Below are 13105 nucleotides of genomic sequence, written 5' to 3'. Positions count from 1 at the left end.
AAGTCGTGAGCCGCAAACCGTTGATCGCCGGCAACTGGAAGATGAACCTCAATCATTTCGAGGCCATCGCGCTGGTGCAAAAGATCGCGTTCGCGTTGCCGGACAAGTACTACGACAGGGTGGACGTCACCGTCCTGCCGCCGTTCACCGATCTGCGCAGCGTGCAGACCCTGGTCGACGGCGACAAGCTGCGGCTGACCTACGGCGGGCAGGACCTGTCGCAGCACGACGCGGGCGCCTACACCGGCGAGATCAGCGGGGCCTTTCTGGCCAAGCTGGGTTGCACGTTCGTCGTCGTCGGACATTCCGAGCGGCGGACCTACCACCACGAGGACGACGCGGTGGTGGCCGCCAAGGCCGCCGCGGCGCTCAAGCACGAACTGACCCCGATCGTCTGCATCGGCGAGCATCTCGAGGTCCGCGAGGCGGGCGATCACGTCGCCCACAACGTCGAGCAGCTGCGCGGCTCGCTGGCCGGGCTGTCCGCCGAACAGATCGGCAAGACCGTCATCGCCTACGAGCCGGTGTGGGCCATCGGCACCGGGCGCGTGGCCAGCGCGGGCGACGCCCAAGAGGTGTGCGCGGCGATCCGCGAGGAGTTGGCGTCCCTGGCTTCCGGGCAGGTCGCCGAGGACATGCGGGTGCTCTACGGCGGCTCGGTGAACGCCAAGAACATCGGCGAGCTGATCGCCCGCGACGACATCGACGGCGGTCTGGTCGGCGGCGCGTCCCTGGACGGGGAGCAGTTCGCCACCCTGGCGGCGATCGCCGCCGGCGGGCCTCTTCCCTAGGGTGCTGCCCTGAGACCGGCGCCGCCCCGGTAGGCTGGCCGTCATGCAGTTGGCTTTGCAGATCACCCTGGTCGTCACCAGCATCCTGGTGGTGCTGCTGGTGCTGCTGCACCGCGCCAAGGGTGGCGGCCTGTCAACGCTGTTCGGCGGGGGCGTGCAGTCCAGCCTGTCCGGCTCCACGGTGGTGGAGAAGAACCTGGACCGGCTGACGTATTTCATCACCGGCATCTGGCTGGTGTGCATCGTCGGCATGGCGCTGCTGATCAAGTACCGCTGACTGTTTCGACGGGCGGAGGCTGCCCTCCGCGTCGATACTGGGTCCCATGGTTGAGGCTTCCGACAGCACGCTGGAACCGATCGGCGCCGTACAGCGCACCCTGGTTGGCCGTGAGGCGACCGAGCCGATGCGGGCCGACATCAGGCTGCTGGGCGCCATCCTGGGTGACACGGTCCGTGAGCAGAACGGGCACGAGGTGTTCGAGCTCGTTGAGCGCGCCCGGGTGGAATCGTTTCGGGTTCGGCGCTCCGAGATCGACCGCGCCGAGCTGGCGCGGATGTTCAACGGCATCGACATTCACCAGGCCGTCCCGGTCATCCGGGCGTTCAGCCACTTCGCGTTGCTCGCCAACGTCGCCGAAGACATCCACCGCGAACGCCGCCGGGCGATTCACGTCGCCGCAGGCGAACCGCCGCAGGACAGCAGCCTGGCCGCGACGTACGCCAAACTCGATCGGGCGCAATTGGATTCGACCACCGTCGCCGATGCGCTGCGGGGCGCGGTGGTGGCCCCGGTAATCACCGCGCACCCCACCGAGACCCGCAGGCGCACCGTCTTCGTCACCCAGCACCGGATCACCGAACTGATGCGGCTGCACGCCGGGGGGCACACGCAGACCGAAGAGGGCCGCGACGTGGAACTCGAGCTGCGCCGCCAGGTGCTCACGCTGTGGCAGACCGCGCTGATCCGGTTGTCCCGGCTGCAGATCACCGACGAGATCGAGGTGGGGCTGCGCTACTACGCCGCCGCGTTTTTCAGAGTGATTCCGCAGGTCAACGCCCAGGTGCGGGACGCGCTGCGGACACGCTGGCCCGACGCCGACCTGCTCGATCAGCCGATCCTGCAACCCGGGTCGTGGATCGGCGGTGACCGCGACGGCAACCCCAACGTGACGGCCGACGTGGTGCGCCAGGCCACCGGCCACGCCGCGTTCACCGCCCTGGCGCATTACCTGGCCGAATTGACTGCGTGCGAGCAGGAGCTGTCGCTCTCGGCGCGCCTGGTCGCGGTCACCCCCGAGCTGGCCCGGCTGGCCGAGGGCTGCGGAGAGAAGGCCCGCGCCGACGAGCCCTACCGGCGCGCAGTGCGGGTGATCCGCGCGCGTCTCACCGCGACGGGCGCAAAGATCCTGGACCGGCGGCCGCAGCACGAGCTGGACCTGGGCTTGCCGCCGTACGCCGCCCCGGGCGAACTGCAGGCCGAGCTGGACACCATCGATGCGTCGCTGCGCGCGCACGGCAGCGCGCTGCTGGCCGACGACCGCCTGGCCCTGCTGCGGGAAGGCGTGCGGGTCTTCGGGTTTCATCTCTGCGGCCTGGACATGCGGCAGAACTCCGACGTCCACGAGGAGGTGATCGCCGAGCTGCTGGCCTGGGCCGGAGTGCATCCCGACTATGGTTCGCTGCCCGAAGACGAGCGGGTCGAGCTGTTGGCCGCAGAGCTGAGCACCCGCCGTCCGCTGGTCGGCGACCGCGCGGAACTGTCCGAGCTGGCCGACAAGGAGCTGGGCGTGGTCCGCGCGGCCGCGAACGCGATCGAGCGTTATGGGCCGTCCGTCGTGCCGAATTACGTCATCTCCATGTGCCGTTCGGTCTCTGACGTCCTGGAGGCCGCGATCCTCCTCAAGGAGGCGGGCCTGATCGACGCGTCCGGGGATGCGCCCTACTGCCCGGTGGGCATCTCACCGCTGTTCGAGACCATCGACGATCTGCGCAACGGCGCAACCATCCTGCACGCCATGCTCGAACTCCCGATCTACCGCGCACTGGTGGCCGCGCGCGGCGACAGCCAGGAGGTGATGCTGGGCTATTCCGACTCCAACAAGGACGGCGGGTATCTGGCCTCCAGCTGGGCGGTGTACCGCGCCGAGCTGGCCCTGGTCGAGGTGGCGCGCAAGACCGGGATCCGGTTGCGGCTCTTCCACGGCCGCGGCGGCACCGTCGGCCGTGGCGGCGGGCCGAGCTACGAAGCAATCCTGGCGCAGCCCCCCGGGGCGGTGAACGGTTCACTGCGGCTCACCGAGCAGGGTGAGGTGATCGCCGCGAAATACGCCGAACCGCAAGCGGCGCAACGTAATTTAGAGAGTCTGCTGGCCGCCACGCTGGAATCCACGCTGCTGGACGTGGAGGGTTTGGGCGACGCCGCGGAACCCGCGTACGGGGTGCTCGACGAGGTGGCCGGCCTGGCCCAGCGCGCCTACGCCGAATTGGTGCACGAGACACCGGGTTTCGTCGACTACTTCATGGCCTCCACGCCGGTCAGCGAGATCGGGTCACTGAACATCGGCAGCAGGCCCACCTCCCGCAAACCCACCCAGTCCATCTCGGACCTGCGCGCCATCCCGTGGGTTCTGGCCTGGAGCCAGTCGCGGGTGATGCTGCCCGGCTGGTACGGCACCGGGTCGGCATTCGAGCAGTGGATCGCGGCCGGCCCGGAGAGCGAAAGCGAGCGGGTCGACATCCTGCACGACCTGTACCAGCGCTGGCCGTTTTTCCGCAGCGTGCTGTCGAACCTGGCCCAGGTGCTGGCCAAGAGCGACCTCGGCCTGGCTGCGCGCTACGCGGAATTGGTGGACGACGAGGAATTGCGCGACCGCGTCTTCGGCAAGATCCTCGACGAGCACCGGCGGACCATCGCCATGCACAAGCTCATCACCGGCCAGGACAACCTGCTCGCCGACAACCCGGCGCTGGCACGCTCGGTGTTCAACCGGTTCCCGTACCTCGAGCCGCTCAACCACCTGCAGGTGGAGTTGCTCCGCCGCTACCGTTCCGGCGATGACGACGAGCTGGTGCAGCGCGGGATCCTGTTGACGATGAACGGGCTGGCCAGCGCGTTGCGTAACAGCGGCTAGCTGCTCGGCGTGGCGCCGAACGGGGTTCAGCCCTTCAGCAGCTCGCCGACATGCGCGGTAACCGAATCGGCGAGGGCCTGCAGGTCATAACCGCCCTCGAGCACCGCCACCAACCGGCCGTCGCACAGCCTCTCTGCTGATGCCATCAATTCCCTGGTGACCCAGGCGAAGTCGGCAGTCGTCATGGTGAGCGAGCCCAGCGGATCACGCTGGTGGGCGTCGAAACCGGCGGACACGATGATCAGCTCGGGCGAAAATGCCTGCAGCGCAGGAAGAATACGGTCCTGGAAGGCCGCCCGCAGCTCGGCGCCGCCGTCGCCGGGCGCCAGCGGCGAGTTGAAGATGTTGCCGGCACCGGTTTCTCGCGCCGCGCCGGTTCCGGGGAACAGCGGCATCTGATGCGTGGACGCATAGAGCACGCTCGGGTCTGAATAGAAGATCTGCTGGGTGCCGTTGCCGTGATGAACGTCGAAATCGACGATCGCGACCTTCGCCAGCCCGTGCTTGCGCTGCGCATGACGGGCCCCGATGCTGATGTTGTTGAACAGGCAGAAGCCCATGGCGCGCTCGGTCTCGGCGTGATGGCCGGGCGGGCGACACGCGACGAACGCGTTCTGCGCGTCACCGGCCAGCACCCTGTCCACGGCCTGCAGGGTGGCGCCCACTCCGCGCAGCGCCGCCTCCCAGGTCGACGGCTCCATCATGGTGTCGCCGCCGTCGAGGTAGACGTAACCGTCGTCGGGCCGCGCGGCTTCCAGCGCGTCCACATAGCGATTGGAATGCACGTAACGCGTCGCCGCGAGGTCGGCCGGCTGCGCCTCCTCACGCACCAGCGCGTCGAACCGCGGCGCGCCGAGCGCCGCCTCGACCGCGCGGTAGCGGTCCGGCCGCTCGGGATGACCGGGTGCGGTCCGATGGGCGGCGAACGCGACGTGATGCAGCAGCAGCGTGGCCATATCCCGCCGACCTAGGTGGTTGTCCGGTTGCGCAGTCTGTCCAGGACGCCGCGCACCGCATGCTCGGTGACCGACAGCGGGGACAACATCGTCTCGCCCACCCTCACCATGTCGTCGACCCGCGCAACGATGGCTTCCACCGGTTCGACCAGCACGATCAGCCGCTTGGCCAGATCGTCCAGGCTGGCCAGGGTGCCGTCCAGGTGATCCAGGCCGGCTTCCAGGCGCTCGACCGTGGCGTTGAGGGCCGACAGGGAACTGCCGAGCTCCTTCACCGTGCTGCTCAGGCCGTCGAGCACGTCTTCGACCTGCTCCACCGTCTTGTCGGCATTCAGCGCGGCCTGGGTGAGCGTCTTGATGCGGCTGCGCTCTTGCCCGCCGCGCACGGTTCTGTCTGCCATGACCGTCATTATTACCCCGCCGGGGCCGGCGGGAAGCCGAAGGCGGGCACCAGGCGGACCTGAGGCGGCGCTCAGCCGTGTTATGCGGACCGCGACGGCAGCTTGGCCGCGGCGTCCTGGTCGAGCAGCCACCGCGTGGTGTCATGCCCGACGGCCCCGGCCGCCGGCACGGAGACGGGCGCGGCACCACCGATGGCGGCGGCCACCGCGTCGGCCTTGCCGGCGCCGGAGACCATCAGCCAGACTTCGCGGGAACGGGCGATCGCGGGCAATGTCAACGTGATTCGCTGCGGAGGCGGCTTGGGGGAGTCGTCGACCGGCACCACCATACGGGTGGTTTCGAGCACCGCCGGAGTGTCGGGGAACAGCGAGTTGATGTGGCCCTCGGGCCCCATGCCCAGTAGGTGCACGTCGAAATTCGGCGCCGGCTCGCCGGGTGCGGCGTTGGCTGCCAGCAGCTGCTCGTACGCCAGCGCCGCCGCGGCGAGATCGGTGCCGAATTCCCCGTCACTGGCCGGCATCGGATGCACCTGGCTGGACGGGATGTCGACGTGGGAGAGCAACGCGGCCCGCGCCTGCTTGTCGTTGCGCTCGTCGTCGTCCTCGGGGACGTAGCGCTCGTCACCCCAGAACAGATGCACGCGTGCCCAGTCGATCTCTCGTCCCACCAACGACCGCAGCAGGCCGATGCCGCTGCCGCCGCCGGTCAGCACGACGAGCGCTCGGTCCCGCGCCGCCACCGCGTTCGCGATGGTGTCGGTCAGTCGCGCGGCGGCGGCGTCGACCAAGGTCTCGCTGTCCGGGAAAACCTCGATGCTGGTGCTCACGCGTATTGCACTTTCTCAATGCCTTCCAGCGCTGATTGGTAGATCTCGTCGGGATCCAGCCGGCGCAGGTCTTCGGCGAGGCACTCACCGGTTTCCCTGCGCGCCAAGGGGAGTAGGGCGTCCGGACGGGACGTGCGGCTCAAGGTGGCCGTGCGTCCCTCCTGCGGCCGGCTCAGCACGATGGTCTCGCTCTTGCGCACCAGCTCGATCTTGAGTTCGCCGACCGCCCGGCGCACCGGGCCGTCGATCCGACTGGCCAGCCACCCCGCCAGGATGTCCAGGGCGGGTTCGGTTCTCAGCCCGGACACCAGCGCCGACTCGATCGGTTCGTGCGGCGTCAGGTCGACGGCCGAGGTGAGCAGCGCGCGCCAGTAGGTGATGCGTGGCCAGGCGAGGTCGGTGTCACCCGCGGTGTATCCCGGCAGCCGGCTCCTGATGGCCGCCAGCGGGTCGGCCCCGTTGGTCGCGTCGGTGATACGGCGAATGGCCAAGCGGCCCAACGGGTCCTGCGCCGGGACCGCTGGCGCGACGTCGGGCCACCACACCACCACCGGGATGTCGGGTAACAGGAATGGGGTGACCACGCTGGAGGCGTGGCCGGACAGCTGCCCGGACAACCGCAACACCACGACTTCGCCGGCGCCGGTGTCACCGCCGGCGCGCAGCTGCGCATCCAGGCGCGGCGTGTCGGCGTACGGGTTGCCCCTCATCGTCACGATGATCCGGCTGGGGTGCTCGTGGCTGGCGTCGTTGGCGGCCACCAGCGACTCCTCGAGGATTTCGTCGCTGTCGGGCGCGATGATCAGGGTCAGCACGCGGCCCATCGTTACGGCGCCGACCCTTTCCCGCAGCTCGTCGAGCTTCTTGTTGATCGCCGTGGTGGTGGTGTCCGGCATGTCAATGATCATTGGCGCCGCTCCTCCTCATCGCTGCGCTCTGCATCGTCACGGCGCGGATCATTGGCGCCGCTCCTCCTCATCGCTGCGCTCTGCATCGTCACGGCGCGGATCACGGGCGCCGCCATTCCCGGCCGGTGCGGCGCAGCATCTCGAACGCCGAGTCCGGGCCCCAGGTGCCCGCCTCGTACGGTTCGGGCTTACCGCCGGCCGCCCAGTTGTTGAGCACGGGATCGAGTATCTCCCAAGCCAATTCGACCTCTTCGTTGACCGGAAACAGAGACGGCTCGCCCAACAGCACATCCAGGATCAGCTGTTCGTAGGCTTCCGGCGATTCCTCGGCGAACGCCGAACCGTACGAGAAGTCCATGTTGACGTCGCGGACTTCCATCGCCGTGCCGGGTACCTTGGACCCGAACCGCAGCGTGATCCCCTCGTCGGGCTGCACCCGGATCACCATGGCGTTGGTGCCCAGCTCGTCGGTCATGGTCGCGTCGAACGGCAGGTGCGGCGCCCGCTTGAACACCAGCGCTATCTCGGTCACCCTACGGCCCAAGCGTTTTCCGGTGCGCAGGTAGAAGGGGACGCCCGCCCAGCGGCGTGTGTCCACCTCGAGCGTGATGGCGGCGAAGGTCTCGGTGGTCGAGTCCTTGGCGAACCCCTCCTCGTCGAGCAGCCCGAGGACCTTCTCGCCGCCCTGCCAGCCCGCCGTGTACTGGCCGCGGCTGGTGGTCTCGTCGAGGGGCTCGGCGAGCTGGGTGGCCGAGAGCACCTTGATCTTCTCGGCCTGCAGCGCCGACGGGCTGAAGCTGACCGGCTCCTCCATCGCGGTCAGCGCCAGCAGCTGCATCAGGTGGTTCTGGATCACATCGCGTGCGGCGCCGATGCCGTCGTAGTAGCCGGCCCGCCCGCCCAGACCAATGTCTTCGGCCATGGTGATCTGCACGTGGTCGACGTAGTGCGCGTTCCAGATCGGATCGAATAACTGATTGGCGAACCGCAGCGCCAGGATGTTCCGGACGGTCTCCTTGCCCAGGTAATGGTCGATCCGGAACACCGCCTCCTCCGGAAAGACCGCGTTGACAGCCTTATTCAGCGCCTGCGCGCTTTCCAGGTCGTGACCGAACGGCTTCTCGATGACCACCCGGCTCCACCGCTCGCCCTGCGGGCGCGCCAGACCCGACCTGTGCAACTGCGCGCACACCACTGGAAAGGACCTGGGCGGGATCGCCAGATAGAAGGCGTGGTTGCCGCCCGTGCCGCGCTCGGCATCCAGCTTGTCCAGCGTTTCGGCCAGCCGGCCGAACGACTCGTCGTCATCGAAAGCGCCTGGCACGAAACGGAATCCCTCGGCCAGCCGATCCCAGTTCTCCTGCCGGAAGGGGGTGCGGCAGTGCTCCTTGACGGCGTCGTGCACCACCTCGCCGAAATCCTGGGTGCTCCAGTCCCGGCGGGCGAAACCCACCAGCGAGAAGCTCGGCGGCAGCAGGCCGCGATTGGCCAGGTCGTAGATCGCCGGCATGACCTTCTTGCGGGCCAGGTCGCCGGTAACGCCGAATATCACCATCCCGCACGGCCCCGCGATCCGCGGCAGCCGCTTATCGCGCTTGTCCCGTAACGGGTTATGCCAGTGCTGCTCGGTGCGGGCCGGGCTCATTTGGAGGCGGAGTCCAGCTGTTTCTGCGTTTCCTCCAGCAACTCGGTCCACGAATCCGCGAACTTCTCCACGCCCTCGTTCTCCAGCACTTGGAAGACGTCGGTGAGGTCGACGCCGATCTCGGAGAGCTTGTCGAACACCTCCTGCGCGTCGTCTGCGGTGCCGGTGACGGTGTCGCCCTTGATCTCGCCGTGCTCGGCGACGGCGTCAATTGTCTTCTCCGGCATGGTGTTCACCGTGTTCGGCGCGACCAGCTCGGTGACATAGAGCGTGTCGGGGTAGTCGGGGTTCTTGACGCCCGTCGAGGCCCACAGCGGACGCTGGACCCGGGCCCCGTCGCCCTTGAGCGCAGCGAAGCGATCCCCGCCCTCGAACACCTCTTGGTAGGCCGCGTACGCCAGGCGGGCGTTGGCCACACCGGCCCGACCCGCCAGCGCTTTCGCATCGTCCGAGCCGATCTTCTCCAGCCGCTTGTCCACCTCGGAGTCCACCCGCGACACGAAGAACGAAGCGACGGAATGGATCTTGGACAGGTCGTGACCGGCCTCGCGCGCCTTCTCCAGCCCGGCCAGGTAGGCGTCCATCACCTGGCGGTGCCGTTCGACCGAGAAGATGAGTGTGACGTTGACCGAAATCCCTTCGGCCAGAACGGTGGTGATAGCCGGGATGCCGGCCTTGGTGGCCGGGATCTTGATGAACAGGTTCGGCCGGTCGACGATCTTCCACAGCTCGACGGCTTGCGCTGCGGTCTTGTCGGTCTCGGCCGCCAGGCGCGGGTCGACCTCGATGGACACCCGGCCGTCCACGCCGTCGGACGCCTCCCATTCCCGCTTCAAGACGTCGCAGGCGTTGCGGACGTCATCGGTGGTGACCGTGCGGATCGTCGCCTCGACGTCGGCGCCGCGCGCGGCGAGCTCGGCGATCTGGCCGTCGTAGGAATCGCCCTCCGCCAATGCTTTCTGGAAGATCGACGGGTTGGTGGTCACGCCGACGACGCTCTTGGTGTCGATCAACTCCTGCAGGTTGCCCGACTCCAGACGCTGCCGTGACAGGTCGTCGAGCCAGACGGATACGCCGGCGGCGGACAGTGCCGCCAGATTCGGGTTCTGAGCGGTCATGTGAATTACCCTTTCCTAGTTGTCCACGACTTGTTCCGCGGCGGCCGCGACGGCCTCGGCGGTGAAGCCGAATTCGCGGAATAAGGTCTCGTAGTCGGCGGATTCGCCGTAGTGCTCGATCGACACGATCTTGCCGGTGTCGCCGACCAGCTTGTGCCAGCTCTGTGCGACGCCTGCCTCGACGGCCACCCGGGCTGACACGGTCGGCGGCAGCACGCTGTCGCGGTAGTCGTCGGGCTGTGACTCGAACCATTCGACGCACGGCATGGAGACCACTCGCGCGACGATGTCCTTGTCCGCCAACAACTTCTGCGCCTCGACCGCGAGCTGCACCTCCGAGCCGGTGGCGATCAGCACCACGTCCGGGTCCTGGCCGGGGTCTTCGCCGTCGGAGTCCAGGATGTAGCCGCCGCGGGCGACGCCGTCGGCGTTGGTGCCCTCCAGCACCGGCACGCCCTGGCGGGTCAGGATCAGCCCGACCGGGCCGCTGCCGTTGCCGCGGGCCAGGATCGTGCGCCAGGCGAAGGCGGTCTCGTTGGCGTCGGCCGGGCGCACCACCGAGAGATTCGGGATGGCGCGCAACGCCGCGAGGTGCTCGATCGGCTGGTGCGTCGGGCCGTCCTCGCCCAGCCCAATGGAATCGTGCGTCCACACGTAGATGGTGTCGATGTCCATCAGCGAGGCCAGCCGCACCGCCGGGCGCATGTAGTCGGAGAACTGCAGGAACGTGCCGCCGTAGGCGCGGGTGGGGCCGTGCAGCACGATGCCGGACAGGATGGCGCCCATCGCGTGTTCGCGCACACCGAAGTGCAGCGTGCGCCCGTACCAGTCCGCCGTGTAGTCTTTTGTCGAAATAGAAGGCGGCCCAAAGGATTTGACGTTGTCCATGGTGGTGTTGTTACTGCCCGCCAGGTCCGCCGAGCCACCCCACAACTCGGGAAGCTTCGGTCCGATCGCGTTGAGCACCTTGCCGGACGCGGCGCGGGTCGCCAGCGCCTTGTCGCCGGGGTTCCAGACCGGGACGTCGGCGTCCCAGCCGTCGGGCAGCTCCTCGGCGGTCAACCGGTCCAGTAGCGCCTTGCGTTCGGGTTGGCCCTGCGCCCAGGCGTCGAAATCCGCCTGCCACTTCTCGTGCGCTTCCTTGCCGCGGTCCACCAGCTTGCGGGTGTGCGCGATCACGTCGTCGCGCACCTCGAACTTCTTGTCCGGGTCGAAGCCGAGGATCTTCTTGACGGCGGCCACTTCCTCGTCGCCCAGGGCGGCGCCGTGCGCCTTGCCCGTGTTCATCAGCTTGGGCGCGGGATAGCCGATGATGGTGCGCAGCGAGATGAACGACGGCCGGTCGGTGGCCGCCCTGGCGTTGGCGATGGCTTCCTCGATCGCGACGACGTTCTCGCCGCCCTCGATCTCCTGCACGTGCCAGCCGTAGGCCCGGTAGCGCGCGGCGGTGTCCTCGCACAGGGCGATGTCGGTGTCGTCCTCGATCGAGATCTCGTTGTGGTCGTAGAAGACGATGAGGTTGCCCAATTGCTGGACGGCCGCCAGCGACGAGGCCTCCGAGGTGACGCCCTCTTCGATGTCGCCGTCGGAGGCGATCACGTAGATGAAGTGGTCGAACGGGCTGGTGCCGGGGGCGGCGTCGGGATCGAACAGGCCGCGCTCGTAGCGGGCGGCCATCGCCATGCCCACGGCCGATGCCAGGCCCTGCCCAAGCGGGCCGGTGGTGATCTCAACGCCCTTGGTATGCCGGAACTCCGGGTGCCCGGGCGTCTTGGATCCCCAGGTGCGCAGCGACTCGATGTCGGACAATTCCAGGCCGAAACCGCCCAGGTACAGCTGCAGGTACAGCGTCAGGCTGCTGTGCCCGCAGGACAGGATGAACCGGTCGCGGCCCAGCCAGTGGGTGTCGCTCGGGTCGTGGCGCATCGCCCGCTGGAAGAGGGTGTAGGCCAGGGGCGCCAGGCTCATCGCCGTCCCGGGATGGCCGTTGCCGACCTTTTGCACGGCGTCCGCGGCCAGCACCCGGATGGTGTCGACGGCGGCCGAGTCGAGTTCGGACCAGTCGTCGGGGAGATGCGGTCGGGTCAGCGTGGAGATCTCTTCGAGTGTCGTCACAGACTCAGTCCTTGGGTCATCGAGCTGATCGTTTCCACCCTAGTGCGGGAGGGCCGGCTGGTGCAGCGCAGGATTTCGGGTACCCACGGTCGGCAGATGTGAAAATTACGCGCCCGTCGGAAGCGCTTAACATTCAGTTCGGGAATCTGGGAAAAGACTGCGGGAATGGACCCACGGGCGGGCCGTCACAACGCCGCGGTCTACCATCGTGCGTAGTAGATGCTGCGCCCCGCTGCGACCCCGAGGAGTTATTGCGTGAGCGTTCGCGGGCGCGTCGCGCCGAGCCAAGTGCCACGCCGAATACACGGCACGGTGCTGGCCTATCTGGCGCTGACCAAGCCGCGGGTCATCGAATTGCTGCTCGTCACCGCGATCCCGGCGATGTTGCTGGCCCAGCGCGGCACCGTGAATCCGTTGCTCATCGTCAACACGCTGATCGGCGGGATGCTGGCCGCCGGGGGCGCCAACACGCTCAACTGCGTGGCCGACGCCGACATCGACAAGGTGATGAAGCGCACGGCCCGCCGGCCGCTGGCCCGCGCAGCGGTGCCCACCCGCAATGCCCTGGCGCTGGGCGTGGTGCTGACGGTGGCCTCGTTCTTCTGGCTGTGGTGGACGACGAACCTGCTGTCCGGGCTGCTGGCGTTGGCGACGATCGCGTTCTATGTGTTCGTCTACACGCTGCTGCTCAAGCGCCGCACTTCGCAGAACGTGGTGTGGGGCGGTGCGGCGGGCTGCATGCCGGTGATGATCGGCTGGTCGGCCGTCACCGGCACCATCGGCTGGCCCGCGCTGGTGATGTTCGCCATCATCTTCTTCTGGACGCCGCCGCACACCTGGGCGCTGGCGATGCGTTATAAGGACGACTACAAGGCGGCGGGCGTGCCCATGCTGCCGGCCGTGGCGACCGAGCGTCAGGTGACCAAGCAGATCCTGATCTACACCTGGCTGACGGTGCTGGCCACGCTGGCGCTGGCGCTGGCGACGGGCTGGCTGTATGCGGCCGTCGCCGTGGTGGCCGGGGTGTGGTTCCTGGCGATGGCCCACCAGCTGTATGCGGGGGTTCGGGCCGGCGAGCCGGTCAAGCCGCTGCGGTTGTTCCTGCAATCGAACAACTATCTGGCCGTGGTGTTCTGCGCGCTGGCCGTGGACTCGGCCATCGGACTGCCGCACTTGTTCTGACGGACGTCTTGGTCTGACCGACGACCGTCTG

Annotated in this window: 11 protein-coding genes; 4 read left to right on the top strand and 7 right to left on the bottom strand. The window is 68.1% G+C overall.

The features are described from left to right. Window positions 1-5: 5 nt before the first annotated feature. From tpiA to ppc, 3 genes are read left to right on the top strand one after another with little or no spacing between them, the layout of a single operon-like run. Window positions 6-791 carry a triose-phosphate isomerase gene (gene tpiA, locus OQ789_RS15355; protein WP_324686815.1) on the top strand — a complete coding sequence of 262 codons (786 nt, stop codon included), beginning with the start codon at window positions 6-8 and terminating at the stop codon, window positions 789-791. A 43-nt stretch (window positions 792-834) separates the two neighbouring features. Further along, entirely contained in the window at window positions 835-1068 is a 234-nt protein-coding gene (secG, locus tag OQ789_RS15350) for a preprotein translocase subunit SecG (protein WP_324686814.1), read from the top strand. Between the two features lie 46 nt (window positions 1069-1114). After that, window positions 1115-3922 carry a phosphoenolpyruvate carboxylase gene (gene ppc / locus OQ789_RS15345; protein ID WP_324686813.1) on the top strand — a complete coding sequence of 936 codons (2808 nt, stop codon included), beginning with the start codon at window positions 1115-1117 and terminating at the stop codon, window positions 3920-3922. A gap of 26 nt (window positions 3923-3948) precedes the next feature. Here ppc and OQ789_RS15340 read toward each other — a convergent pair whose 3' ends face one another. The 7 genes from OQ789_RS15340 to tkt all read right to left on the bottom strand — a co-directional run bounded on the left by OQ789_RS15340 (window position 3949) and on the right by tkt (window position 11892). After that, window positions 3949-4878 (bottom strand): histone deacetylase family protein, encoded by a 930-nt coding sequence (locus tag OQ789_RS15340; protein ID WP_324686812.1) that lies wholly within the window; start codon window positions 4876-4878, stop codon window positions 3949-3951. Between the two features lie 11 nt (window positions 4879-4889). Next, window positions 4890-5288, bottom strand: a complete 399-nt coding sequence (locus OQ789_RS15335; RefSeq protein ID WP_324686811.1) for an ATPase — start codon at window positions 5286-5288, stop codon at window positions 4890-4892. Between the two features lie 71 nt (window positions 5289-5359). Beyond that, window positions 5360-6106 (bottom strand): 6-phosphogluconolactonase, encoded by a 747-nt coding sequence (gene pgl, locus OQ789_RS15330; RefSeq protein WP_324686810.1) that lies wholly within the window; start codon window positions 6104-6106, stop codon window positions 5360-5362. Next, entirely contained in the window at window positions 6103-7014 is a 912-nt protein-coding gene (gene opcA, locus OQ789_RS15325; protein ID WP_324686809.1) for a glucose-6-phosphate dehydrogenase assembly protein OpcA, read from the bottom strand. The genes pgl and opcA overlap by 4 nt, the downstream gene beginning before the upstream one ends. 100 nt (window positions 7015-7114) lie before the next feature. Further along, window positions 7115-8659, bottom strand: coding sequence for a glucose-6-phosphate dehydrogenase (gene zwf / locus OQ789_RS15320; RefSeq protein ID WP_324686808.1), 1545 nt, complete (start codon window positions 8657-8659; stop codon window positions 7115-7117). Beyond that, window positions 8656-9777, bottom strand: a complete 1122-nt coding sequence (gene tal / locus OQ789_RS15315) for a transaldolase (RefSeq protein WP_324686807.1) — start codon at window positions 9775-9777, stop codon at window positions 8656-8658. The genes zwf and tal overlap by 4 nt, the downstream gene beginning before the upstream one ends. Before the next feature lie 15 nt (window positions 9778-9792). Beyond that, complete coding sequence (tkt, locus tag OQ789_RS15310) at window positions 9793-11892, bottom strand: transketolase (RefSeq protein ID WP_324686806.1); 2100 nt, start codon at window positions 11890-11892, stop codon at window positions 9793-9795. A gap of 255 nt (window positions 11893-12147) precedes the next feature. Here tkt and OQ789_RS15305 point away from each other — a divergent pair, with 255 nt between their 5' ends. Beyond that, window positions 12148-13074 (top strand): heme o synthase, encoded by a 927-nt coding sequence (locus OQ789_RS15305; RefSeq protein WP_324686805.1) that lies wholly within the window; start codon window positions 12148-12150, stop codon window positions 13072-13074. The last annotated feature ends 31 nt before the right edge of the window (window positions 13075-13105 follow it).

The sequence above is a fragment of the Mycobacterium sp. 94-17 genome, assembly GCF_035617725.1.
Lineage (GTDB): Bacteria > Actinomycetota > Actinomycetes > Mycobacteriales > Mycobacteriaceae > Mycobacterium.
The sequence above is the reverse complement of the archived record's forward strand: the minus strand, read 5'-3'. Positions and strand labels throughout refer to the sequence as shown.